The 25280-nt window shown below is 58.9% G+C and carries 24 protein-coding genes; 14 read left to right on the top strand and 10 right to left on the bottom strand.

Annotation, left to right across the window (positions count from 1 at the left end; translation table 11 throughout):
- Window positions 1–3: 3 nt before the first annotated feature.
- On the bottom strand, window positions 4–2382 hold the full coding sequence (locus tag TU81_RS21230; RefSeq protein ID WP_048396448.1) for a hybrid sensor histidine kinase/response regulator: 2379 nt from the start codon (window positions 2380–2382) through the stop codon (window positions 4–6).
- 336 nt (window positions 2383–2718) lie between these two features.
- Here TU81_RS21230 and TU81_RS21225 point away from each other — a divergent pair, with 336 nt between their 5' ends.
- The 4 genes from TU81_RS21225 (at window position 2719) to TU81_RS21210 (ending at window position 6253) form a co-directional block, all read left to right on the top strand.
- The gene (locus tag TU81_RS21225; protein ID WP_008012635.1) at window positions 2719–3516 is read left to right on the top strand and encodes a hydroxymethylpyrimidine/phosphomethylpyrimidine kinase; all 798 of its coding nucleotides are present in this window, start codon (window positions 2719–2721) and stop codon (window positions 3514–3516) included.
- 32 nt (window positions 3517–3548) lie between these two features.
- Window positions 3549–4172, top strand: a complete 624-nt coding sequence (gene thiE, locus TU81_RS21220; RefSeq protein WP_008012634.1) for a thiamine phosphate synthase — start codon at window positions 3549–3551, stop codon at window positions 4170–4172.
- Between the two features lie 18 nt (window positions 4173–4190).
- The gene (gene hemL / locus TU81_RS21215; RefSeq protein WP_038981395.1) at window positions 4191–5474 is read left to right on the top strand and encodes a glutamate-1-semialdehyde 2,1-aminomutase; all 1284 of its coding nucleotides are present in this window, start codon (window positions 4191–4193) and stop codon (window positions 5472–5474) included.
- A 224-nt stretch (window positions 5475–5698) separates the two neighbouring features.
- A complete protein-coding gene (locus TU81_RS21210; RefSeq protein ID WP_008070087.1) occupies window positions 5699–6253 on the top strand; it encodes a tetratricopeptide repeat protein in 555 nt (184 codons plus the stop codon).
- Between the two features lie 111 nt (window positions 6254–6364).
- On the opposite strand, the gene TU81_RS21205 is transcribed toward TU81_RS21210, so the two are convergent.
- Window positions 6365–6694 (bottom strand): DUF1820 family protein, encoded by a 330-nt coding sequence (locus TU81_RS21205; RefSeq protein ID WP_007894425.1) that lies wholly within the window; start codon window positions 6692–6694, stop codon window positions 6365–6367.
- Between the two features lie 134 nt (window positions 6695–6828).
- Between TU81_RS21205 and miaB the strand changes: the two genes are divergently transcribed.
- The 5 genes from miaB (at window position 6829) to lnt (ending at window position 12248) form a co-directional block, all read left to right on the top strand.
- Window positions 6829–8157 carry a tRNA (N6-isopentenyl adenosine(37)-C2)-methylthiotransferase MiaB gene (gene miaB / locus TU81_RS21200; protein WP_038983596.1) on the top strand — a complete coding sequence of 443 codons (1329 nt, stop codon included), beginning with the start codon at window positions 6829–6831 and terminating at the stop codon, window positions 8155–8157.
- A 204-nt stretch (window positions 8158–8361) separates the two neighbouring features.
- Complete coding sequence (locus TU81_RS21195) at window positions 8362–9378, top strand: PhoH family protein (RefSeq protein ID WP_038981394.1); 1017 nt, start codon at window positions 8362–8364, stop codon at window positions 9376–9378.
- A complete protein-coding gene (gene ybeY / locus TU81_RS21190; RefSeq protein WP_038981393.1) occupies window positions 9371–9865 on the top strand; it encodes an rRNA maturation RNase YbeY in 495 nt (164 codons plus the stop codon). Before TU81_RS21195 ends, ybeY begins: the two co-directional genes overlap by 8 nt.
- Before the next feature lie 5 nt (window positions 9866–9870).
- Window positions 9871–10710: an HlyC/CorC family transporter gene (locus TU81_RS21185; RefSeq protein WP_007894419.1), complete on the top strand. Its 840-nt coding sequence runs from the start codon at window positions 9871–9873 to the stop codon at window positions 10708–10710.
- 14 nt (window positions 10711–10724) lie between these two features.
- Complete coding sequence (lnt, locus tag TU81_RS21180; RefSeq protein WP_048396447.1) at window positions 10725–12248, top strand: apolipoprotein N-acyltransferase; 1524 nt, start codon at window positions 10725–10727, stop codon at window positions 12246–12248.
- Between the two features lie 100 nt (window positions 12249–12348).
- Here lnt and TU81_RS21175 read toward each other — a convergent pair whose 3' ends face one another.
- Both TU81_RS21175 and TU81_RS21170 read right to left on the bottom strand, forming a co-directional pair.
- Entirely contained in the window at window positions 12349–13110 is a 762-nt protein-coding gene (locus TU81_RS21175) for a YdcF family protein (RefSeq protein WP_038981391.1), read from the bottom strand.
- 106 nt (window positions 13111–13216) lie between these two features.
- Entirely contained in the window at window positions 13217–13537 is a 321-nt protein-coding gene (locus TU81_RS21170; RefSeq protein ID WP_038981390.1) for a hypothetical protein, read from the bottom strand.
- A gap of 280 nt (window positions 13538–13817) precedes the next feature.
- Here TU81_RS21170 and leuS point away from each other — a divergent pair, with 280 nt between their 5' ends.
- From leuS to holA, 3 genes are all read left to right on the top strand, one after another.
- Window positions 13818–16424 carry a leucine--tRNA ligase gene (leuS, locus tag TU81_RS21165; RefSeq protein ID WP_048396446.1) on the top strand — a complete coding sequence of 869 codons (2607 nt, stop codon included), beginning with the start codon at window positions 13818–13820 and terminating at the stop codon, window positions 16422–16424.
- A gap of 89 nt (window positions 16425–16513) precedes the next feature.
- Window positions 16514–17119, top strand: coding sequence for an LPS-assembly lipoprotein LptE (locus TU81_RS21160; protein WP_048396445.1), 606 nt, complete (start codon window positions 16514–16516; stop codon window positions 17117–17119).
- Window positions 17120–17158: 39 nt separating this feature from the next.
- Complete coding sequence (gene holA / locus TU81_RS21155; RefSeq protein WP_048396444.1) at window positions 17159–18196, top strand: DNA polymerase III subunit delta; 1038 nt, start codon at window positions 17159–17161, stop codon at window positions 18194–18196.
- Window positions 18197–18258: 62 nt separating this feature from the next.
- Here holA and TU81_RS29755 read toward each other — a convergent pair whose 3' ends face one another.
- Complete coding sequence (locus tag TU81_RS29755) at window positions 18259–19185, bottom strand: hypothetical protein (RefSeq protein ID WP_082157863.1); 927 nt, start codon at window positions 19183–19185, stop codon at window positions 18259–18261.
- 186 nt (window positions 19186–19371) lie between these two features.
- Here TU81_RS29755 and arfA point away from each other — a divergent pair, with 186 nt between their 5' ends.
- Window positions 19372–19524, top strand: coding sequence for an alternative ribosome rescue factor ArfA (gene arfA / locus TU81_RS21150; RefSeq protein WP_048396443.1), 153 nt, complete (start codon window positions 19372–19374; stop codon window positions 19522–19524).
- 8 nt (window positions 19525–19532) lie between these two features.
- On the opposite strand, the gene TU81_RS30350 is transcribed toward arfA, so the two are convergent.
- Window positions 19533–20471, bottom strand: a complete 939-nt coding sequence (locus tag TU81_RS30350; RefSeq protein ID WP_151152245.1) for a halovibrin HvnA — start codon at window positions 20469–20471, stop codon at window positions 19533–19535.
- 258 nt (window positions 20472–20729) lie between these two features.
- Here TU81_RS30350 and TU81_RS21140 point away from each other — a divergent pair, with 258 nt between their 5' ends.
- Window positions 20730–22052, top strand: a complete 1323-nt coding sequence (locus TU81_RS21140) for a lytic murein transglycosylase (protein ID WP_038981386.1) — start codon at window positions 20730–20732, stop codon at window positions 22050–22052.
- A gap of 102 nt (window positions 22053–22154) precedes the next feature.
- Here TU81_RS21140 and TU81_RS21135 read toward each other — a convergent pair whose 3' ends face one another.
- The 4 genes from TU81_RS21135 to TU81_RS21120 form a co-directional block, all read right to left on the bottom strand.
- On the bottom strand, window positions 22155–23105 hold the full coding sequence (locus TU81_RS21135) for a S66 peptidase family protein (RefSeq protein ID WP_048396442.1): 951 nt from the start codon (window positions 23103–23105) through the stop codon (window positions 22155–22157).
- 175 nt (window positions 23106–23280) lie between these two features.
- Window positions 23281–24303 carry a lipoyl synthase gene (gene lipA, locus TU81_RS21130; protein ID WP_007946663.1) on the bottom strand — a complete coding sequence of 341 codons (1023 nt, stop codon included), beginning with the start codon at window positions 24301–24303 and terminating at the stop codon, window positions 23281–23283.
- A 1-nt stretch (window position 24304) separates the two neighbouring features.
- Complete coding sequence (gene lipB / locus TU81_RS21125; protein WP_038981384.1) at window positions 24305–24952, bottom strand: lipoyl(octanoyl) transferase LipB; 648 nt, start codon at window positions 24950–24952, stop codon at window positions 24305–24307.
- Complete coding sequence (locus TU81_RS21120) at window positions 24952–25227, bottom strand: DUF493 domain-containing protein (protein ID WP_038981383.1); 276 nt, start codon at window positions 25225–25227, stop codon at window positions 24952–24954. Before TU81_RS21120 ends, lipB begins: the two co-directional genes overlap by 1 nt.
- Window positions 25228–25280: the final 53 nt, after the last annotated feature.

The following is a 25280-nucleotide window of genomic DNA, read 5'->3' as shown; positions in this document are numbered from 1 at the left end:
TGCCTAACTGTCGGCGCTTTCGCCCTGCCCTGGACAGAGCACCCGCCGATAGAGCGCCGCCTGCAAGTCCTCGAATTTCACCGGCTTGCTCAAGTAGTCGACCAAGGTGTCGCTCGGGCAATAGGCCCGGTCCGCACTCAGGGCAATCATGAACACGGGTAATTCGGCACAACCTGGCAAGGCGCGGATCCGACAGCAGATCGAGGCGCCGTCCAGAGGCGGCAGCTGACAGTCGAGCAGCACCGCGTCAACGGCTTCACGCTGCAAGTGATCGAGCGCAGCGACGCCGCTGTCGGCGGTGAGTACCCGGAACCCAAGTTTGAGCAACATGCCACGCATCACCAATTGATTGATGCTGTTGTCATCGACCAGCAACACCATGCAGTCCTGGGGCAAACGCAAGTGCGTGGTTTGCCGGATAATCGAAGGCGCAGATTCCACCACCGGCAGCTCAAATTCAACGTCCAGTTGAAAGCGACTACCACGCCCCGGTTCCGAGCGGTGGCTCAGGCGCCCGCCGAGCAATTCGACCAGTTGCCGACAAATGGCCAGGCCAACGCCCAGGCCACCGTATTCACGGGTCATCGAGCCGTCGAGCTGGAAGAAGCGCTGATACAGCGTTGCCGCCCCCAAATCGGTAAAGCCAATGCCGGTGTCGATCACCGCAAAGGACAGCGCCAGCCGATCGGACTCCACCGGTTTGCCCGTCACCCGTAACGCCAGCCCGCCGACCCGGGTGAATTTGATCGCGTTATCCAGCAGGCATTCCAGGCATTGCGTCAACTTGTCACTGTCGCCGTGCAAGCGGTCCGGGAGCCCCGGTGCAACCTCGACCTTGAAGTCCAGCGACTTGCTCGACGCATTGCCATCGAACTGCAGGCGCAAGGCCTCGACCACACTGCGCAAACTGAACACGTCCGGATAGGCCTTGAGCTTGCCGGCCTGCAATTCGGTCAGGGTGAGGATGCCATTGACCATGCGCATCATGTCCCGTGCCGAACCTGCAGCCGTCTGCTGATATTGCTCCAGCTCAGGGTTCATCTCGACGGTCTGCATCAACTCCAGCGAACCGATCACACCGTTCATGGGCGTGCGCAGTTCGTGGGTCAGGGTCGCGAGGAATTCGTCCTTGAGCTTGTTACTGTGAGCCAGTTGCTGGTTCAGCACTTCGAGTTTTTGACCGGCATCGAACAACGTCTGGGCCTGTTGCTCGCGCATGGCGTTGATGCGATCGGCCAGGGCCAGGGACAGCAGCGCCACTTCGATCGCCGAGCCGATCTGGCTGGCGTACATGGTCAGGAATACGTTGGGTAAATAACCCAGCACCATCAGGGTATTGACGACGCCACCGAGCAGGAACGCCGACCAGGCGATGATGAAATACCGTGCGACCCGCAGGCCACGCCACCAGGCGAAAATCCCGGCGGCGAAAATCACTACGGTAAAGACCAATGCCAGCAGCGTTGCCAGACGCAGGGCCAGGGCGTAACTGGTCATCAATGACAACCCGACCACCAGCGCACTGAACGCAATCAACGCCAGCAGCAAACGGTCGAGCCAGCGACTGAGGGTGGCCGTCTGCAAAAAGCTGCGGGCGAACTGGCTGCCGAACAATCCTGAACAGCCGATGAAGAACGGCGTCGCGGCGTTGGCCCACCACGGATTGTTCGGCCAGAAATACTCCACGGCCGCGCCATTCACCGACAGCTGATACAAGCCGAACGAGGCGATATAGACGATGTAATAGAGGTAGCTGGTGTCGCGCACGCTGAGGAAGATGAACAGGTTGTAGACCAGCATCCCCAGCAACACACCGTAAATCAGCCCCAGCACATAGAGGCGGACCGGCTGCTGTTCGAGGTAAGCGGTGCTCGACCACAAGGTGACAGGTGCCTGAACCGACCCTTCGCTTTGCAGGCGCAGGTACACAGTTTGCGCCTGTTCGGGCGCGAAGCTCAGATCGAACAGATAGTTGTTCTGGCGGATCTCGCGAGTGGCGAACGGCAACGCATCGCCGGTCTGTCGGACCAACTGATAGTCACCGCCAGCATCGGCCAAGTACAGATCAAGGTGATCGAGGGGCGGATAGGCCAACTCCAGCAACCAGGTCCGTTGCGCCGACGGGTTGGTCGGGCGGTACTGCAAGTCGATTTTCAGCCAGAACGCCGAACGCGAATAACCGGCGTTCAGGGTGGCTTTATCGTGGGATTTGAAGCGCCCGGCCGCCGCTTGCGCACGGACATCGGCGATGGTCGCCTGACCGCCCGCGTCTTCATAAACCTGCATCGTTCGGCCCAGGGGAAGGCTCTGGGTGAACTCGTCGAATTCGACGGCGCTCGCCAGGAGGGGCAAGCACAACAGCAACATCAGCAAATAGCGCATTTAAGCCCCAGCGTGGCCTGTCCGGTTGTGTCAGGAAGCCCCCCATTCCTTTTGAGTAGACGTAAAACCGGTATTACCTGTTATTGGTTTGGATCCACTCTAGCATAGCCGTTGATGGCCATTGAACACCATTGAAATTTTTCCCACAATGGCTCTAGCACGGGCGTTCCAGCGCTATACATTGAGTTAGAGCTGTTGGCTTGGTCAGGTTGTGACAATGCCTCAGCGCGTAGCGATTACTTGTGGCTAGGGGGCAAGCCCCCTCACCACGATGTATCGGCCGCGATGCCTGCCACAACACCCGAAAAAACATGTTTGGTGGTAAGCTCGCGCACCATGAATATCTACAGCTCTCGCCCCGTTGTCCTCTGTCTCTCCGGCCACGACCCTAGTGGTGGCGCCGGCTTGCAGGCAGATATCGAAGCCCTGCTCGCTCAGGGTTGTCATGCGGCTCCGGCCGTCACCGCCCTGACCGTGCAAGACACCGTCAACGTCACTGACTTCCGCGTTCTCGATCGCGAGTGGGTGTTGGCCCAGGCCAACGCCGTGCTCAACGACTCCGAAGTCGCCGCCGTCAAACTGGGCATGCTCGGTTCCCTGGAAATGGTCGACACCGTGGTTGAACTGCTTTCAGCGCACCCGCATTTGCCGGTGGTCTGCGACCCGGTGCTGCGCGCCGGTGGCGGCGGACGACTGGGCAAGGACGAAGTCGGCTACGCCATGCGCGAACGCCTGCTGCCGCTTTCGATCATTGCCACCCCCAACCTTCCCGAAGCCCGCATCCTCGCCGAACTGCCCGAAGGCACCGCGGACGAGTGCGCTGAAAAACTCCTGCCGTTCGTCAAACACCTGCTGATCACCGGCGGTCATGGCGACGAACACGAAATACACAATCGCCTGTACAGCCGCGACGGTCGCCGCGAAACCTTTACCTGCCAGCGCTTGCCCGGCAGCTATCACGGTTCCGGTTGCACGCTGGCCAGCGCCCTCGCCGGTCGCCTGGCCCAGGGCGAACATCTCGCCAGTGCCGTAAAGAGCGCGCTTGACTACACTTGGCGCACCTTGCGTGATGCGGAGCAGCTGGGCAAAGGCCAGTTCGTGCCGCGCCGCTTGCCACTGGACTTCTGTTCGTAACTTTTTATTAGTATTGCGGTGAGGCTTGTCCGATGAAACTACGTGGCCTGTACGCCATTACCGACAGCCAGTTACTGGCCGGGAAATTTCTTTCGTACGTGGAGGCGGCGCTCGAAGGCGGCGTCACTCTGCTGCAATACCGTGACAAGAGCAGCGACGAGGCTCGCCGCCTGCGTGAGGCCGAAGCCCTGCGCGATTTGTGCGAACGCTACAAGACCCAACTGATCATCAACGACGATGCAGAATTGGCTGCGCGCCTGAACGTCGGCGTGCACCTGGGGCAGACCGATGGCCCGCTGATGCCGGTTCGCGCACTGCTCGGTCGTCAGGCAATCATTGGTTCGACCTGCCATGCGCAACTCGAACTCGCCGAACAAGCCGCCAAAGAAGGCGCCAGCTACGTCGCCTTTGGCCGCTTCTTCAATTCCAACACCAAGCCCGGCGCACCGGCCTGCAGCCTCGAACTGCTTGATCAGGCCCGCAGCAAACTGCACCTGCCGATCTGCGCAATCGGCGGCATTACTCTGGACAACGCTGCGCCACTGGTGGCCCACGGGGTCGATCTGCTGGCGGTGGTGCATGGCCTGTTTGGCGCCGAGAGTACGGCTGAAGTGACGCGCCGCGCCCGCGCCTTTAATGAATTATTCAAATCCTGATTTTCTGAGAGCCCGATCATGTCTCGTTCCGAAACCCTGTTTGCCAATGCCCAGAAACACATTCCCGGAGGCGTGAACTCGCCTGTTCGCGCGTTCAAGAGCGTTGGCGGCACGCCGTTGTTCTTCAAACATGCCGAAGGCGCCTACGTCACCGACGAAGACGACAAGCGTTATGTGGATTACGTCGGTTCCTGGGGGCCGATGATTCTCGGCCACAGCCATCCGGACGTGCTGGACGCGGTGCGCAAACAGTTGGAACACGGCCTGTCCTACGGCGCCCCGACCGCGATGGAAACCGAAATGGCCGATCTGGTCTGCTCGATCGTGCCGTCGATGGAGATGGTGCGCATGGTCAGCTCCGGCACCGAAGCAACCATGAGTGCTATCCGTCTGGCCCGTGGCTTTACCGGCCGTGACAGCATCATCAAATTCGAAGGTTGCTACCACGGTCACTCCGACAGCCTGCTGGTCAAGGCCGGTTCCGGCGCCTTGACCCAAGGCGTGCCGAGCTCGGCCGGTGTACCGGCGGCGTTCGCCAAACACACCCTGACGCTGCCGTTCAACGACATCGACGCGGTAGAAACCATGCTCGCCGAAGTCGGCCAGGACGTGGCCTGCATCATTGTCGAGCCCGTCGCCGGCAACATGAACTGCGTACCGCCGGCACCGGGCTTCCTCGAAGGCCTGCGGACCCTGTGCGACAAGCACGGCGTGGTGTTGATTTTCGACGAAGTGATGACCGGTTTCCGTGTCGCCCTCGGTGGCGCCCAAGCCCATTACGGCGTAACGCCGGACCTGAGCACCTTCGGCAAGATCATCGGTGGCGGCATGCCGGTTGGCTGCTTTGGTGGCAAACGCAAGATCATGGAGCAGATCGCACCACTGGGGCCGGTCTACCAGGCCGGCACGTTGTCGGGTAATCCGCTGGCGATGGCGGCTGGCCTGACCACTCTGCGCCTGATCAGTCGTCCTGGTTTCCACGCCGAGTTGAGCGACTACACCAGCCGCCTGCTCGATGGCCTGCAACAGCGCGCCGATGCCGCCGGCATTCCGTTCGTGACCACTCAGGCGGGCGGCATGTTCGGTCTGTACTTCAGCGGCGCCGACGACATTGTGACCTTCGATGATGTGATGGCCAGTGATGCCGGCCTGTTCCGGCGTTTCTTCCACCTGATGCTCGAAGGTGGTGTGTACCTGGCGCCAAGCGCCTTCGAAGCCGGCTTCACCTCGATCGCCCACGGCGAAACAGAGTTGAAACTGACGCTGGACGCCGCCGAGCGTGCATTCGCCGCACTGAAATAAAGCAGCGACGCTGACGTTGGCTATTGCCAGCGTCAGCTTTCACCTACATTCGCGTCCTTTTTCCTACTCATCTGCCAATAATTCCCCGCAAATTGGGCGATATATTCCCCGCGCAGCAGAAAAACGAGTAAAGACTTTGTAAGGTTGGCCCCGCTTATTTCATAATGCGCGCTTATTGGATCCCTCGATGGGTCCACGCGCCCCTCAGAGGTAAGTCGATTCCCATGAACCGCACCGGCCGCACCCTTGCATTGGGCTGCCTGTTGCTCCTTCAGCCCCTGCTCGCGCTCGCACAAGCAGGCGGCAACTCGTTGTTGATCCCGGCGATGGGTCGCTGCACCCTCAATACTCAGCCGCAAGACCTGACACAAGCGCTCGCCGCCTGTCAGAAAGCGTCGGATGAAGGGGATGCGCAAGCGCAATACGAGTTGGGTGAGTTCTACTACGACGGCAAAAACGCGCCGCGCGACCTCAATCAAGCCCTGAGCTACTTCGAAAAGGCCTCGCTGCAAGGCCACGCCCAGGCGCAATTCAAACTCGGCACCATGTTCTTCCACGGCGAAGGCGTACCGGCCAATAACGTTCAGGCGTATATCGTGCTGAAAATGGCCGCGGTCAACGGTGCCGAAGAGGCACTGGACACCGCCGACGAAGTCGCCGAAAAAATGCCCCGCGAAGATCTGGAAGTCGCGACCCAGGTGCTGGGGCAAATTTTCCGTAAATACCTGATGGAATTGCAAAGCGCCGATGGGCGTACGCCGTTTTCGCCACTGCCTTAAATTCTGCGTTGGTCTTTCTGGCCTCTTCGCGGGCAAGCCTCGCTCCTACAAGGGCAGCGCTGGCCTGTAGGAGCGAGGCTTGCCCGCGAAGGGAGCACCCGGTCTCGAAGACTACTTCTCAGGCATCGGCATCGGAAACGGCATGACATTGCCGACCGCGCCACGGGCTTCGCTGATTTTCGGGGTGCCGAGGCGCTCGACCTCGTCGATGCGCACAATCGAATGCATCGGCACAAAACTGCGCACAACGCCTTCGAACTGAGCCTTGAGCTTCTCTTCGCTCGGATCGACGACCACTTGCGTGCGCTCGCCAAAGACGAACTCTTCCACTTCCAGGAAGCCCCACAGATCACTTTGATAGATCTGCTTGGCATACATTTCGTACACCTGGCCTTGGTTGAGGAAAATCACCTTGTAGATTGGAGCTTCACGTTTGGTCATGGTGGGCGGGTAACACATCGGGGATAAAAATGAGGGCGCGAACTATAGCATAGCCGCCGGACGCGCAACGGTAGGAACCTTGGTGCATGTTCCCTATAATGCGCGGTTCTTTGAATCACGTGATGACTCTGTCCATGGCCAAGAAGCTTTACATCGAAACCCACGGTTGCCAGATGAACGAGTACGACAGCTCGCGCATGGTCGATCTGCTGGGTGAACATCAGGCCCTGGAAGTCACCGCTCGCGCAGAAGACGCCGACGTGATCCTGCTCAACACGTGCTCGATCCGCGAACGCGCCCAGGACCGGGTGTATTCCCAGCTGGGCCGCTGGCGCGAATTGAAGCTGGCTAATCCTGACATGGTCATCGCCGTCGGCGGTTGCGTGGCCAGCCAGGAAGGCGCGGCCATCCGTGATCGCGCTCCGTACGTGGACGTGGTATTCGGCCCGCAGACCCTGCACCGCCTGCCGGAAATGATCGACGCCGCGCGCCTGACCAAACTGCCGCAAGTCGACGTCTCGTTCCCGGAAATCGAAAAATTCGACCACTTGCCCGAGCCACGCATCGACGGGCCGAGCGCTTACGTGTCGGTCATGGAAGGCTGCAGCAAGTACTGCACCTTCTGCGTAGTGCCATATACGCGCGGTGAAGAAGTCAGCCGACCGTTCGACGACGTGATTGCCGAGATCATTCACCTGGCCGAAAACGGCGTGCGCGAAGTGACCTTGCTGGGGCAGAACGTCAACGGTTATCGCGGGACTACCCACGATGGTCGTCTGGCTGATCTGGCGGAATTGATCCGCGTAGTGGCCGCTGTCGATGGCATCGATCGCATTCGCTACACCACCTCGCACCCGCTGGAATTCTCCGACAGCCTGATCCAGGCCCACGCCGACGTGCCGGAGCTGGTGAAACACCTGCATTTGCCGGTGCAATCGGGTTCCGACCGGATCCTCGCGGCGATGAAACGCAACCACACCGCGCTGGAGTACAAATCCAAACTGCGCAAGTTGCGGGCCGCCGTGCCGGGGATCTGCATCAGTTCTGACTTTATCGTCGGTTTCCCGGGTGAGACCGAGAAAGACTTCGAACAAACCATGAAGCTGATCGAAGACGTCGGTTTCGACTTTTCCTACTCGTTCGTCTATAGCCAGCGCCCGGGCACGCCGGCCGCCGATCTGGCCGACGAAACGCCGGAAGAACTGAAAAAAGAACGCCTGAACGCCCTGCAACATCGCCTGAACCAGCAAGGTTTCGAGATCAGCCGACAAATGGTGGGCTCCATTCAGCGGATTCTGGTAACCGATTATTCGAAAAAAGACCCCGGCGAACTGCAAGGCCGGACCGAGAATAACCGTATCGTCAACTTCCGCTGCGACAATCCGACCCTGATCGGCCAGTTCGCCGACGTGCATATCGATGCCGCGCAACCGCACTCGCTGCGGGGCTCGCTGATCCAATAACACCGCAAAACCTGTAGGAGCGAGGCTTGCCCGCGAAGGCAGACTGACATTCAACATATGAGTCGTCTGTAATGCCGCCTTCGCGAGCAAGCTTCGCTCCTACGGGACGGTGTTCAACATTGGTCCGTATAAGAGCTTTCGTACCCAGGCGACTGGCGCTATCCTTTATTCATCATAATTGCCCCAGGGCGGCTAAATACGACCTTGAACGCACCCATAGAACCACATCGTTTCATCCTCGAGCCTTTTGAAGCTCGCCGCTTCGCCAATCTGTGCGGGCAATTCGACGAGCATCTGCGCTTGATCGAACAGCGCCTCGCGATCGAGATCCGCAACCGTGGAAACCAGTTCGAACTGATCGGCGAGCCCAAGCACACCACCTCCGCGGAAAACCTGCTGCGCCGCTTGTACCGGGAAACCAAAGGTACCGAACTGTCGCCAGACATGGTTCACCTGTTCCTGCAGGAATCGGCCGTCGAGGAATTGGACAACCACTCCCCCGCCGAACCGTCCGTCGCCTTGCGCACCAAGAAAGGCATGATTCGCCCTCGCGGCTTGAATCAGCTGCGCTACGTGAAGGAAATCCTTGGTAACGATATCAACTTCGGCATCGGCCCGGCCGGTACCGGCAAGACCTATCTGGCCGTTGCCTGCGCGGTAGACGCGCTGGAACGCGAGCAGATCCGCCGCATTCTGCTGGTGCGTCCGGCGGTTGAAGCGGGCGAAAAGCTCGGTTTCCTGCCCGGCGACCTGTCCCAGAAAATCGACCCGTACCTGCGCCCGCTCTATGACGCGCTCTACGAAATGCTCGGTTTCGAATACGTCGCCAAGCTGATCGAGCGTCAAGTGATCGAAGTTGCGCCGCTGGCCTACATGCGCGGTCGTACGCTGAATAACAGCTTCATCATCCTCGACGAAAGCCAGAACACCACCGTCGAGCAGATGAAGATGTTCCTGACCCGTATCGGCTTTGGCTCCACTGCGGTCATCACCGGTGACATCACCCAGGTCGACCTGCCGAAAGGCACCAAGTCCGGGCTGCATCATGTGATCGAGGTGCTGAAAGACGTACCGGGTATCAGCTTCACCCATTTCATGCCCAAGGACGTGGTGCGCCATCCGCTGGTGCAGCGCATCGTCGAAGCCTATGAGCGCTTCGAAAATCGCGCGGCCGACGAACCGGCGAAGTTATCTTCCAAGGACACTCGCCCCGATGCTTGAGCTTGATCTGCAACTGGCTACCGAAGCGTCTGCCCCAAGCGAAGCCGAATTCCGTCAATGGTGCGAACTGGCCCTGCGCCAGCGTACTGCCGACTCCGAAATGACCATCCGTTTGGTCGACGAAGAGGAAGCCCGCGAACTGAACTTCACCTGGCGGCAGAAAGACTATGCCACCAACGTTTTGTCATTCCCGGCCGATGTCCCGGATGAGTTTCTCGACATTCCCCTGCTCGGCGATCTGGTGATCTGCGTAGCAGTGGTCGAGCGCGAAGCGGCGGAACAAGGCAAGGAATTAAAGGCCCACTGGGCGCATCTGGTCATTCACGGCTGCTTGCATCTGCTTGGTTACGACCATATAGATGATGACGAAGCCGAAGAAATGGAAGCACTGGAACGAACGTTGCTTGCAGAGTTGGGTCACCCTGACCCTTATGCGGACGACGAAACCGATACATCCCCTACCGTAACAACAAAGGATTCAGAGTAATCGCTATGAGCGAAGATCGATCGAGCAACGGGCAGAAGTCATGGCTGGGTAAGCTCACCCAGGCTTTTGCCCACGAGCCGAAGAACCGCCAGGAGCTGCTGGAGCTGCTGCGCGATGCACATCAAAACAAGTTGCTGGACAGCGAAGCGCTGGCCATCGTCGAAGGCGCCATCCAGGTTGCTGACCTGCAAGTACGGGACATCATGGTCCCGCGCTCGCAGATGATCAGCATCAAGGCGACCCAGACACCCCGCGAGTTCCTGCCGGCCGTGGTCGACTCGGCCCACTCCCGCTACCCGGTGATCGGTGAAAGCCACGATGACGTGATGGGCGTGTTGCTGGCCAAGGACTTGCTGCCGTTGATCCTCAAGGAGAACGGCGACAGCTTCAACATCAAGGACCTGCTGCGCCCGGCCACGTTCGTGCCCGAGTCCAAGCGCCTGAATGTGCTGCTGCGCGAGTTTCGCGCCAACCATAACCACATGGCCATCGTCATTGACGAATACGGCGGCGTGGCCGGTCTGGTGACCATCGAAGACGTGCTGGAACAGATCGTCGGCGACATCGAAGACGAGCACGACGTCGAAGAAGACAGCTACATCAAGCCGCTGCCCAGCGGTGACTTCCTGATCAAGGCCCTGACGCCGATCGATAACTTCAACGAGTTCTTCGACAGCGAATTCTCCGACGATGAGTTCGACACCGTCGGCGGTTTGGTGATGAGCGCGTTCGGGCACTTGCCAAAACGCAATGAAATCACTGAAATCGGCGCCTATCGCTTCCGCATCCTGAACGCCGACAGCCGTCGGATTCATTTGCTGCGTTTGACACCTATCGCCCGGTAATTCTAAGGACTGAAATGCTCCGTATCACCCGCCCCGGCTGGCCCGGTAACCTGCTGGCCGTGGCGGCCGGTGCACTCACCACCCTGGCCCTGGCGCCATTCGATATCTGGCCGCTGGCATTGCTGGCGGTCGGTTTCTTTTATGCCGGTTTGCGTGAACTGAACCCCCGTCAGGCCCTGGGCCGTGGCTGGTGTTTCGGTTTTGGCCTGTTTGCCGCAGGCACCAGCTGGATCTACTACAGCATTCACAACTTCGGCGGCGCCTCGGTGCTGCTGGCCGGCTTCTTGATGCTGCTCTTCACCGCCGCAATTGCCTGGTTCTTTGCCCTGCCCGCCTGGATTTGGGCGCGCTGGCTGCGCCGTAACGAAGCGCCGCTGGCCGATGCCTTGGCATTTGCGGCGTTGTGGGTGGGTCAGGAAGCCTTTCGCGGCTGGTTCCTTACCGGTTTCCCATGGCTCTATTCCGGTTATAGCCAGCTCAATGGTCCACTGACCGGGCTCGCGCCTGTCGGCGGCATGTGGCTGATTTCCTTCACCCTGGCCCTGACGGCTGCGCTGATCTACAACGCTGCACGATTGGTGCGCACTGGCCGTAAAGGCTTCATCGCCGCGGGCGTGTTGCTGCTGGCCGGCCCTTGGGTGGCTGGCATGGCGCTTAAGGAGCATGACTGGACCAGCCCTTCGGGCGCGCCGCTGAGCGTCGCGGCGATTCAAGGCAACATCGAACAAAGCATGAAGTGGGATCCGTCGCAGCTCAATGCGCAACTGGCGCTGTACCGCGACATGAGTTTCAGCTCCAAACGCGTCGACCTGCTGATCTGGCCGGAAACGGCGGTCCCGGTGCTCAAGGAGTCCGCCGAGGGCTACCTGAACATGATGGGAAGCTTCGCCGCCGAGCGTAAATCCGCGCTGATTACCGGCGTGCCGATTCGCCAGGAAGTCCATCACGAGAAGCGCTTCTTCAACGGTATTACCGTTGTTGGTGAAGGCGATGGCACTTACCTGAAGCAGAAACTGGTGCCGTTCGGCGAATACGTTCCATTGCAGGAAGTCTTGCGCGGCCTGATCGCTTTCTTCGACCTGCCGATGTCCGACTTTGCCCGTGGCCCGGCCGATCAAGCGCTGCTGCAGGCCAAGGGTTATCAGATTGCGCCATTCATCTGCTACGAAGTGGTCTACCCGGAATTCGCCGCGAGCCTCGCTGCCCGTAGCGATTTGCTGCTGACCATCAGCAACGACACTTGGTTCGGTACTTCGATCGGCCCGCTGCAACATTTGCAGATGGCACAGATGCGCGCACTTGAGGCTGGTCGCTGGATGATCCGCGCCACCAATAACGGTGTGACCGGCCTGATCAACCCGTTTGGCCAGATCACTGCACAGATCCCGCAGTTCGAACAAGGCATCCTGTATGGCGAAGTGGTGCCGATGCACAACCTGACGCCGTACCTGGAATGGCGTTCGTGGCCGTTGATCATTGTTTGCGTGTTGTTGTTTGGCTGGGCGTTAGTGGCCAACCGGATGGCGAAAACCGTTTGAGTATCGCGCCGCCTGCAAAAAGATCGCAGCCTTCGGCAGCTCCTACATGGGAATGTGTACACCCTGTAGGAGCTGCCGAAGGCTGCGATCTTTTGCTTTTTCAGCGATAAAACAACGAATACCCGATCTGTCCCACCGCCTCATTCATCAACTGCCCGCTCTGCCAGATCGATTTGAATTCCGGCATCCAGCCGCCCAGCGGCCGGGCATTGTCCACGCCCAGAAACCCCACTGGCGCGGGTACCACCTCAAATCCCGCCTGCTGAAAACTCCAGACTGCCCGCGGCATGTGCCAGGCCTGAGTCACGACCACCACCCGCTTGATCCCTTCCGGCAACAACACCTGGGCGCTGAGTTGCGCATTTTCCCAGGTCGTGCGGCTGCGCCCTTCCTGCCAGCGCACCGTCACGCCGAAATCATCGAGCAACGAGTCCGCCATCAGCTTCGCTTCGGTCGGTGGCGTTCCGTAATGCAGCCCGCCACTGGTCAGAATCGGCAAACCGGACGCCTTGGCCAGGCGCGCGGCATAACGCTCGCGCCCCAGGCCTACGCCGGTCGGCTGGTCGGCGCCCCAAGCCGGGTCGCCACGCTCACGCCCTGAACCCAGTACCACGATCGCATCGGCGCGCCGCCCCAAGGTTGCCCATTCCTCGCGCGCCAGCGGCGGCTCGCGCTCCAAGGCCTTGGCACTCCACTCCACCACCACCGGCAGGCTCATCAGCCAGAAGCCGCCCACGCCCAGGATGAAACACAACCCCGCCAGCCTCGGTCTTGAGCGGCGCCACCACCAGGCAAGTACCAGCAACAGTAATAAAATGCCGGGTGGCAGTAGAAGTTGTTTAATGAAATAACGAAAAGGCATCGGGCATCTCCATAGATGCCCGAAGCCTAGGTGGGTTGACGCAATGCGACAACAAATGTGGAAGGACTTTGCTTCAAAAAACCATATTCCATGGCTTCAAGTGCCCTTACTTGAATTGCAAAGACCGGACCTTTACCGCGCCTTTGCCAGGTGCCTTATCCTTGAGCCAGATGATCTTGGCCGAACGTGGTGCCTCGAGTTGCTTCATTGCTGCTGACAAGCATCCGTGCGTTTCACGCTCACTACGATCCAGATAGGCCTTGACCAGTTCAAACTCTGCGGGACTCAAACCACGCAGCTCCAGCTCCAGGGGACGCTCATCGCGAAGCCGACCGCCGGTTTTGGCCACATCCAAGGCCATTGCGAGACGGTCTATCAGTCTTTCGTACAGCTCCGGTTTTGTAGCTTTTTGCTGTGACTCAACCATCCATCACCTCATTGAAGATAAGACTCACTCCCCTTTTAGAGCTTAGCCTCGCTGAAAAAACCGGCTGAGTGCCGCGACCAACGGCCCTCGGAGCGGGTATTGGCCACGTCCTTGCGTGTAATCAGGGTTTCCCTCGGTAGAGTGCGGTCATGTATGCTACGGCGCTTCCTGTAACTCCACTTCCAGCTCGCCTGGGCACCGAAACGTCGATTTGGCGTTATCACCGCCCAGCGTTGCATTGAAGAGGATTAGGCCACCCCTATTCAGTTCAAAAGTAGCCATGCACGAACAATATCAGCCCCGTGAAATCGAAGCCGCCGCCCAGTCGTTCTGGGACGAGCAAAAGTCCTTTGAAGTCAGTGAACAGCCAGGCAAGGAGACGTTCTACTGCCTGTCGATGTTCCCTTACCCCAGCGGCAAGCTACACATGGGGCACGTGCGCAACTACACCATCGGCGACGTGATCTCCCGCTACCAGCGCATGCAAGGCAAGAACGTCCTGCAACCCATGGGTTGGGACGCCTTCGGCATGCCGGCGGAAAACGCCGCGATGAAGAACAACGTAGCGCCCGCCAAGTGGACCTACGAAAACATCGCCTACATGAAAAACCAGCTGCGCAGCCTGGGCCTGGCGGTGGACTGGTCGCGTGAAGTGACCACCTGCAAGCCCGATTACTACCGCTGGGAACAATGGCTGTTCACTCGCCTGTTCGAAAAAGGCGTGATTTACAAGAAAAGCGGCACCGTGAACTGGGACCCGGTCGACCAGACCGTTCTGGCCAACGAGCAAGTGATCGACGGTCGCGGCTGGCGTTCCGGCGCGCTGATCGAAAAGCGCGAAATCCCGATGTACTACTTCAAGATCACCGCCTACGCGGATGAGCTGCTGGAAAGCCTCGACGAACTGACAGGCTGGCCTGAGCAGGTCAAGACCATGCAGCGCAACTGGATCGGCAAATCCCGCGGCATGGAAGTGCAGTTCCCGTACGACGTCGCTTCCATCGGCGAAACCGGCGCGCTGAAAGTATTCACCACCCGTCCAGACACCCTGATGGGCGCGACCTACGTTGCCGTGGCCGCCGAACACCATTTGGCTGCCCTGGCCGCACAGAACAACCCTGAGCTGCAAGCGTTCATCGCTGAATGCAAGGGCGGCAGCGTCGCCGAAGCCGACGTCGCCACTCAAGAGAAAAAAGGTCTGCCAACCTCGCTGCTCGTCGAGCATCCGCTGACCGGTGAGAAACTCCCGGTATGGGTCGCCAACTACGTACTGATGCATTACGGCGATGGCGCGGTAATGGCTGTACCGGCTCACGACGAACGTGATTTCGAGTTCGCCACCAAGTACAACCTGCCGATCAAATCCGTGGTGCGCACCAGCTCCGGCGAGACCAACCCGGCCCCGTGGCAAGACGCCTACGGCGAGCATGGCACGCTGATCAACTCCGGTGAATTCGACGGTCTGGACTTCGCCGGCGCGTTCGACGCCATCGAAGTTGCGCTGATCAAGAAGAGCCTTGGCGCCTCGCGCACCCAGTTCCGCCTGCGCGACTGGGGCATCAGCCGTCAGCGCTACTGGGGCTGCCCGATCCCGATCATTCACTGCACCACCTGCGGTGATGTGCCGGTGCCGGAAGATCAACTGCCAGTCGTGCTGCCGGAAGACGTCGTACCGGACGGCGCCGGATCACCACTGGCGCGCATGCCCGAGTTCTACGAGTGCAGCTGCCCGAAATGTGGTCAGCCTGCCAAGCGTGAAACCGACACCATGGACACCTTCGTCGAGTCCTCTTGGTACTATGCCCGCTACGCCTCGCCGCACTATGAAGGTGGCCTGGTAGAAAAAGCGGCGGCCGACCATTGGTTGCCGGTGGATCAGTACATCGGCGGTATCGAGCACGCGATTCTTCACCTGCTTTATGCGCGTTTCTTCCACAAGCTGATGCGCGACGAAGGCCTGGTGAGTTCCAACGAGCCGTTCAAGAACCTGCTGACCCAGGGCATGGTAATCGCCGAGACTTACTATCGTCGCGAAGCCAATGGTGCTTACACCTGGTTCAACCCGGCGGACGTGGAGCTTGAGCGTGACAGCAAGGCCAAGGTTATTAGCGCCAAGCTGATCGCAGACGGCCTGCCGGTGGAAATCGGTGGCACCGAGAAGATGGCCAAGTCAAAAAACAACGGCGTCGACCCACAGTCGATGATTGACCAGTTTGGCGCAGACACCTGCCGCCTGTTCATGATGTTCGCCTCGCCACCAGACATGAGCGCGGAATGGTCCGACTCCGGCGTAGAGGGCTCGCACCGCTTCCTCAAACGCGTCTGGCGTCTGGCTCAAGCGCACGTCACTCAGGGCCTGCCGGGCAAACTGGACGTCGCCAGCCTCAATGACGAGCAGAAAGCCATTCGCCGTTCGATCCACCAGGCCATCAAGCAGGCCAGCCACGACGTCGGCCAGAACCACAAATTCAACACCGCCATCGCCCAAGTGATGACGCTGATGAACGTGCTGGAAAAAGCCGCGCAAGGCACCGAACAGGATCGCGCACTGATTCACGAAGGTCTGGAAACCGTAGTCCTGCTGCTGGCGCCGATCACCCCGCACATCAGCCACGAACTGTGGCATCGACTGGGCCATGCTGACCCGGTAATCGATGCCGGTTGGCCAGTACTGGATGAAAACGCCCTGGTGCAGGACAGCCTGCAGCTTGTCATTCAAGTGAATGGCAAATTGCGCGGCCACATCGAAATGCCGGCCAGCGCCAGCCGCGAAGAAGTCGAAGCTGCCGCACGGGCCAACGAAAACGTCCTGCGCTTCGTCGATGGCCTGACTATTCGCAAAGTGATCGTAGTGCCCGGGAAACTGGTCAATATCGTCGCCAGCTAAATTGGATCGGGCGCCAGGTCATGCCTGGCGCCGAGTAAAACCTTTCGGGCCGCTTGACCGGCCCACATGGTTTCAAGGGGAGCAACAAGATGATCAAACGCAATTTGCTGGTGATGGGCCTTGCAGTCCTGCTGAGCGCCTGCGGTTTCCAGCTGCGCGGCACCGGCACCACTGAACTGGCGATCAAGGAACTCGATCTGAGTGCCCGCAATGCCTACGGCGAAACCGTGACGCAACTGCGTCAGGTGCTGGAAAGCAGTGGTGTCAAGGTTTACAGCGGCGCGCCTTACAAGCTGTTTCTGGCCGATGAGCAGGAAAGCCAGCGCATCCTCAGTTACGCGGGCGCCGGTCGTACTGGCGAGTACCAGATGAGCACGGTGCTGAGCTACGACATCCGGGGTCAAGGCAACCTGCAACTGCTGAGCGACAAGCTCGAAGTACAGAAAGTCTTCATCCATGACGGCAACAACCTGGTGGGTTCTGACCAGGAAGCCAACGATGCCCGCAAGGAAATGCGTCGTGAACTGGTTCAACGCATGATGCTGCGCCTGCAACAGCTGACCCCGACTCAGCTGGAACATCTGCAACAGACCGCAGACGCCAGGGCCAAGGCTGAAGCCGACGCACTGGAAGCGGCGCAGAAGGCTGAAGCGGAAACTCCGCGTCAGTCGCCTGTCGAACTGCCGCAGCAATAAGCCTTACGGGGCGCTCAGGCGCCCCGTTCGCCTCTTCTTATGAAACTCGCCCCCGCCCAACTCGGTAAACACCTGCAAGGCGCCCTCGCGCCGGTCTACGTCATCAGTGGCGATGACCCACTGCTGTGCCAGGAAGCCGCCGACGCCATCCGCGCGGCTGCCCGCCAACAAGGTTTCGATGAACGCCAGGTCTTCGCCGCCGACGCCAGTTTCGACTGGGGTACGCTGCTACAGGCCGGCGCCAGCATGTCGCTGTTCGCTGAAAAACGTCTTCTGGAACTGCGTCTGCCCTCTGGCAAACCCGGTGACAAAGGCGCCGCGGCATTCATCGAGTATTGCTCGCGCCCGGCTGAAGACACGGTGCTATTGATCAGCCTGCCCAAGCTTGACGGCAGCGCGCAAAAGACCAAGTGGGGCAAGGCACTGATCGAAGGTCCGCAAACCCAGTTCGTGCAGATCTGGCCAGTGGACACCAACCAGTTGCCGAGCTGGATCCGCCAACGCCTGTCCCAGGCCGGGCTTTCCGCCAGTCAGGACGCCGTCGAACTGATCGCCGCTCGGGTCGAGGGCAACTTGCTGGCTGCCGCCCAGGAAATCGAAAAGCTCAAGCTGATGGCCGAGGGTGGCCAGATCACCGTCGAAACCGTGCAAGCGGCAGTGGCCGACAGTGCGCGTTTCGACGTCTTCGGCCTGACCGATGCGATTCTTAATGGCGAGGCTGCTCACGCCCTGCGCATGCTCGAAGGGTTGCGCGGCGAAGGCGTCGAACCGCCGGTGATTCTCTGGGCGCTGGCCCGGGAGCTGCGCCTGCTGGCCAACCTCTCGCTGCAATACAGCCAGGGCGTGCCACTGGACAAAGCCTTCAGCCAGGCCCGACCGCCAATCTGGGACAAACGCAAACCGCTGATGAGCAAGGCGCTGCAACGCTACTCGGCGCAACGCTGGGCGCAGTTGTTGCTCGAAGCGCAGCGAATTGATGCGCAGATCAAGGGCCAGGCGGCGGGCTCGCCGTGGATGAGTCTGAGCCGACTCTCACTTTTGATGGCTGGCCAACGATTGGCATTACCAGCCGAGTAACGCCAACCGCCGGGGGGCCACCTCTCGCTACGGGTTCGGATAACCGATGAATGCACGAAGCCTCAAGGGTAAACCTGATCAGCAGCGGAGTAGCTGAACAAGGCAGCCCAAGTTGAACTGTTAATTGTCAGCTTTACGATTGGCACAATTTTTCCGCCGGTTTGGCTGTAGTAAGAGTTTTGGTTCTTTTTCGCTTGATTCAAACCTGATGCATCTGTATAAAAAAATGACTTTATGGGCATATTGGCAGGCGCCTGCTTATTCCAAACCCGAACCACAAGTTCATTTTCATCGTTTACTTTATTTTTAGGAATTCTTCGCATCGCCAGTAATCCCTCACGGAACAAGGCTGCCGTTTGATAAGTCGATGTGTCACGAACGTCGAAGCTACATTGCTTCTGCTCCCGGACCGGTGTATTAGCCATATAGTGCGCCACGAATTGATCCGCGTTACTAATACCTTGCGAAGAACAATAGCGGCTTATGGCACCGTGAAGACTGTGCTGCCCACAGCCATTATCCGAACGCCATTCTGTCGCGCCATCTATTGGAAAAAAACAAAGGTACTGAAATCTTAATTGCCCGGCAGTCAATTCAGAAATCGGCGTCGCTATATAACCATTATTTGCATGGCCATAAAGAGCTGGAAACTTTGAATCCTGGCGCATATAGGAAAATGCTACAAATCCATTTTTCACGCCACCCGGACTTGGATCCCAAACATTGTAGCCATCCCCATAAGTTGTTCCTCTAATCACAACACCCGAACACAAAAAGCTAGGTGCAGTTTCACTATTGAAACAATTGCGTGATGTTTGACTCCATTTGACATTGAGATCGGCAGCGACTGCAGCGCCATTATTTCGGCTTTGCGCCAAGGGGGCCAGTTGTTCTTCATTCGATACGCTCTGAAGCGGCACCTGTTCTTCTCGCTGGGTAGAACAGGCAACCAACAGAAAGGCCCAAACTAACAAGATGATTTTCTTCATGATTAATATCCTTAATGCGGCATAGTCGTTATGAAATCAGCCGTACTGCTTCATCGGGCGACCACTAAAAATCCGTATTCAGTTCCAGGCATATCAAGGCAATCAGAGTTACCCCTAACTCATATCAAGCGTGGATTACGCTACTGAAAGAACGCTGTATACTCCCCCCTTCTACAGGAGACCACCATGAGCAAAAAACGCCCCAACAAGGCCAAATCCATCATCGCCCAACCCCTGTTCCGCAGCCGCCAGGAACGGCCAACCAAGGGCAAAGGCAGCTACCGCCGCGAAGCCTTCCAGTCTAAAAGCTGGGAGGCTTCTTGCTTTCTGGCCGCTTGAAATGAACGTCAGTTGACCGCTTGATCAGCCTCCAGATAGGCGAATGTAGTGCTTTCTTCAAGCGTTCTAGGCATGGTGACTTTGATGATCGGGATCGCAACCCCAGTCAACACCTTGAATCGACGCTGATCGACCTGAACGTCCGCCAATCCGGATTTGCCATCCCGAACATAATAAAAAAACGCTTCAATCGGTAATGTCTTCGCCAGACCCGCCTGCCACGTCTTAAGCTTTACGTCGTTTGGAATATTAAAGGTTATAGGCGAAATCGCACGCCCTCCTATCATCCCTTGATAGAAGTTCGGCCCGGAGAGATTGTTAACCGCATCTCTCACATCAAAACTGCATACCGCGCGAAAGTGGTGCCCCGTAGACGCATATTTGCGATAGTTCGCAGCCCATTGCTCACCCGTGCGAATATTTTGCGAATTGCAAGCAATGCTACTTGGATAGCCTGGAACTTCACCACAACCATTATTGGTGCGCGAATCTGATGTACCATCCACCGGAAAGAAACACAGCACTTCGATATTTGCCTTGCCCGCGGGCGTGCTCAGTATCGGAAAAAAGATAAGACCCTTGTTATAAGTAAACGCCAGACGCTTCATTTTGTAGTCGGATCTGACATAAGAAAAAGATGTACCTCCAGTCCTGATCGCCGTCGGACTTGGATCCCATACATCAAATCCCGCAGCGAGTGCTGTGCCCCGTAATAAAATGCCTGAACATAAAAAAGCCGGCATCGATTCCTTTCCACAATTAATTCGGGTGTCTCGATAGCGCCGAGTCAACTCCGCGGCCACTTGCGGCCCCGTCGAACTGGCATCGATAGACTCTGTAGCACTGGCAACTACAGCTCCATCCGACAGCAGGCTCGTATCCGAATGATGCTGTGACGAACAGCCAGCCAACAACCCAATTATCAACATCCACAGTACACATTTCATTTCAGCGCCCTCATGGGTACGTGCTTAATAAGAGCGGAGCCAACACTTGCAAGCCCGCCCAATAAGTCGTCACACTCATTAAATACGCCAAACCATAGCCCGGATAGCTGTCATAAATGACAGTTGATTTCAATAGAACAATGGCGCTATTTTGGCAAGCCGGCTGATCAGCGCCCTCAAAATCCATTCCTGTGTAGCCCGATTCATTCCACAGGCATGTTAAGGTCTGCACCTGATTCGTATCCTCTGGACCTGTGCATGCCCCTTTGTCTTTCCCGTCGTTGGCACCTTCGCCAACTGATAGCTGCCTCCAGCCTCGTTCTGCTTGTCGCCTGTGCGGAAAAACCCACCGCCGCCGACGCCCAACCGCTTCAGACCCGCACCGTTGCGACGGCCCCCGCGATCATTCCGCCGGTGGTGCCAACCGGTGAGAATCTCGACATCCAGCCTACCCAGACCTTTGCCGAATGGCAGGCGGGTTTTCGCAAAGACGCCCTCGCCGCCGGGATTCGCGCCGACTTGTTCGACCGTGCGTTTGCCAATGTCAGCGTGGACGACAGTGTGATCCGTGCCGACCGTAGCCAACCGGAATTTACTCGCCCGGTGTGGGAGTACCTCGACGGGGCGCTGTCGCCGCTACGGGTGCGCAAAGGTCAGGCGCTGGTCAGCCAGTACGCCGACATCCTGCAAAGCATCGAGCAGCGCTACGGCGTCGACCGCCAGGCATTGGTCGCGGTGTGGGGCATGGAAAGTAACTTCGGTCAGTTCCAGGGCAGCAAGTCGGTGATCAACTCCCTGGCGACCCTGGCTTATGAAGGTCGACGTCCGGGCTTTGCTCATGCGCAACTGATCGCTGCCCTGCAAATCCTGCAGCAGGGTGATATCGAACCAGAGAACATGCTCGGTTCCTGGGCCGGCGCCATGGGTCAGACCCAGTTCATTCCGACCACCTACAATACCCACGCTGTGGACTTCGACGGCGATGGCCGCCGCGACATCTGGAACAGCTCCGCAGATGCATTGGCCTCGACCGCGCACTACCTGCAAAGCTCTGGCTGGCAGAAAGGCCAGCCCTGGGGCTTCGAAGCGCAATTGCCGAGCGGCTTCAATTACGCCCTGGCCGATGGCACGATTCGCAAGAGCGTTACCGAGTGGCAGCAACTGGGGGTGACCCTGCCCAATGGCGGCCAGGTTCCAGCAGGTTCCGAACACCTGTCGGCCGCCCTGCTGCTGCCTGCCGGCTATCGCGGCCCGGCGTTCCTGGTTCTCGATAACTTCCGCGCGATTCTCAAGTACAACAACTCTTCGTCCTATGCCTTGGCCGTGAGTCTGTTGTCCGAGCGTTTCAATGGCGGCGGCTTGATCAGCGGTCTATGGCCAAAAGATGACTTGCCGCTGAGCCGTACCGAGCGAATCGAACTGCAAAACCTGCTGAGCGCCCAGAACTACGACGCAGGGACCGCCGACGGGATTATCGGCGCCAATACCCGCAAAGCGATCCGCAGCGCCCAGCAGTCGTTTGGCTGGCCAGCAGATGGTTATCCGACGCACAAGTTGCTGGAAGGGTTGCGTAACCGCTAAAAGCTTCGCGGGCAAGCCTCGCTCCTACAGAGATTGCGTGATCAACGTTCCCCTGTAGGAGCGAGGCTTGCCCGCGAAGACTGACTAACAGACGCTAACGAACTACCGCTCGATCACCACATCCTGCTCCAACACCAACACCTTGTTCCCCGCATCCAGCCTGACCAGCGCGCCCATCGGCAGCGTCAAATTCGGATCACAATGCCCGCTACGCCATCCGGCCAGCACGGGTATGCGCAAAGGAGCAAAGGTCTGCTTGAGCAACCTCTCCAGCGCAATCGCATCAACCCCCGCCACATCCCCCACCAGAACCCCACGCAGCTTGTGCAGCGTGCCGGCCAGACGCAAATGAGTCAGCAGCCGATCGATGCGATACAGCGGTTCGTTGATGTCCTCGATGAACAGGATGACGCCTTCGGCATCGATCTCGTAAGGCGTGCCCATGGTCGCGGCGATCATCGACAGATTGCCCCCCAGCAAACGCCCATGAGCGATGCCGGGCTCGATTGTGGTCAACGGCCAGGCCACCGGGTGAGAAAGCACACTGCCCGCCTTCACCTGCCCGCGCAGCATGTTGAAAAACGAGAACTCGGTGGGTTGTTGCTTGTCACCCAGCAGGTCAGCGTTGAGCATCGGGCCATGGAAGGTCACGAACCCTGCATAACGACTGATGGCCGAGTGCAGTGCAGTGACGTCGCTGTAGCCGACGAACGGCTTGGCGTTGTTGCGCAGTAATTCGAAATCGATGCGATCGAGCAAACGTGGCGTACCGTAACCGCCACGCAGACAGATGATCGCGTCGACCTCGCTGTCAGCGAATGCCGCGTGCAAGTCATTGAGCCGCACCTCGTCGCTGCCGGCCAGGTAGCCATCTGTCTGGTAAACGCCGGGAAACACCCGCAATGAATAGCCGCGAGCGCGCATCCAGGCAATGGCTTTGTCGGTATCCAGTGCTGCGGGGCCGGCGGGCGCGATCACGCCGATCAGCCCTTGCGACGATAAGGCCGGAACGGGGGCGTGAGGACAAAGGGTGTGGGTCGGTCGAGCGGTCATCCATGAATCTCCCTGTGTAAAAGCTTCAATACACAGTAGTCAGGAACGGGGACAAACAGAAGAGGGTCCGTCGCCCCGCAGGTTGCAGGAAAAGTCTGTAATTGCCGTGAGCAAGGCAAAAAAACGCCCGCAAGGCTGAAAACCTTGCGGGCGTTTTTTCATTTTTCACAGCAGATCAGGACGACATCAGCTCGGCCTTGACCAGCTTCGCCTGCTCGTCGGCGTGGTACGAGGAACGTACCAACGGGCCGGAAGCGACGTTCTTGAAGCCCATCTTGTAACCTTCCTCGGCAAACCAGGCGAAAGTGTCCGGGTGCACGAAGCGCTGGACCGGCAAGTGGCTGCGGGACGGTTGCAGGTACTGGCCCAGGGTCAGCATGTCGATGTCGTGTTCGCGCATGCGCTTCATGACTTCGATGACTTCTTCGTCGGTTTCGCCTAGGCCCAGCATCAAACCGGACTTGGTCGGAATGTGCGGCATCATCTGCTTGAAACGTTGCAGCAGAGTCAGCGACCACTGGTAATCCGAACCCGGACGCGCAGCCTTGTACAGGCGCGGTACGGTTTCCAGGTTGTGGTTGAACACATCCGGCGGCTCGGCGGCGGTGATTTCCAGCGCGACGTCCATGCGACCACGGTAGTCCGGGACCAGGGTTTCGAGCTGCACGTTCGGCGACAGTTTGCGGATTTCGCGGATGCAGTCGGCAAAGTGCTGGGCACCGCCGTCACGCAGGTCGTCGCGGTCTACCGAAGTGATGACGACGTACTTGAGTTTCAGGTCGGCGATGGCAATGGCCAGGCTTTCCGGCTCGTTGACGTCCAGTGGCTTCGGACGACCATGGCCAACGTCGCAGAACGGGCAGCGACGGGTGCAGATGTCACCCATGATCATGAAGGTCGCTGTGCCGCCGGAGAAGCACTCGCCCAGGTTCGGGCAGGACGCCTCTTCGCACACGCTGTGCAGCTTGTGTTTACGCAGCAGGGCCTTGATGCGATCGACTTCCGGGGAAACCGGGATGCGCACGCGAATCCAGTCGGGTTTCTTCGGCAGTTCAGTGGTCGGGATGATCTTCACCGGGATGCGTGCAACCTTCTCGGCGCCGCGCAGCTTGACGCCGGCTTCAACCTTGGCACGCGGGGCCGGACGCTCGGTGACATCGAGCGTCGGGATCATGGTTTGCACTGCATCAGTAGTCATATCAGTCGATTCCGCCCGTTAGGGTCGTCTGCTCAGCATAGTCGAGGTGTTTGACGAGCTGCGCGCGCAGCCGGGCACTTACCTCGGCAAATTCAATCGATCCTGCGTGATCGCTCAGCTGGGTCATCGCCAGCCCGGCGTAGCCGCAGGGATTAATCCGTCGAAACGGTTCCAGGTTCATATCCACGTTCAAGGCCAGGCCATGAAAGGAGCAACCGTGGCGGATCCGCAGACCCAGAGAAGCGATTTTCGCGCCATCGACATAGACACCCGGCGCATCCGGCTTGGCCACCGCGGTCACGCCGTAGCTGGCCAGCAGCTCGATCAGGCATTGCTCCATGCGGCTGACCAGGTCGCGCACGCCGAACCCCAGCTTGCGCACGTCCAGCAACAGGTAGGCCACCAATTGGCCGGGACCGTGATAAGTCACCTGACCACCGCGGTCGACCTTAACCACCGGAATATCCCCGGGCAGCAACAGGTGTTCAGCCTTGCCGGCCTGGCCCTGGGTGAACACCGGCGGGTGTTCCACCAGCCAGACTTCGTCGGCGGCATCGCTGCCGCGCTCGTTGGTGAAGCGCTGCATGGCATGCCAGACCGGCTCGTAAGCCATCTGACCGAGCTCGCGAAAGCCCAGCGTGCCAGACATCACAGCACCATGTGCACGAAACCGGTAGCCCGCAACTCGCTGTTGATGTCGTACAGCTGTTCCTGGCCGGTGGCGATGATGTGCAACTGGATGGTCGTGTACTTGCCGTTGGTACTCTGCCGTTCGGCAAAGGTTTTGTGGTCAACGGTCGCGTGTTTCTCAAGGATCGCGATGATCTTGTCCTTGAAACCCACGCCTGTGTCGCCAATTACCTTGATCGGGTAATCCGCGCAGGGGAATTCGATTTTTGGCGCCTTTACTTCAGTGTCTGTCATGGCGTAACGGCCTCGTAAGCCGTGGCAACGGACATGGCCCCGCTCCGGATTGG

It is taken from the genome of Pseudomonas lini, assembly GCF_001042905.1.
Taxonomy (GTDB): domain Bacteria; phylum Pseudomonadota; class Gammaproteobacteria; order Pseudomonadales; family Pseudomonadaceae; genus Aquipseudomonas; species Aquipseudomonas lini.
The sequence above is the reverse complement of the archived record's forward strand: the minus strand, read 5'-3'. Positions and strand labels throughout refer to the sequence as shown.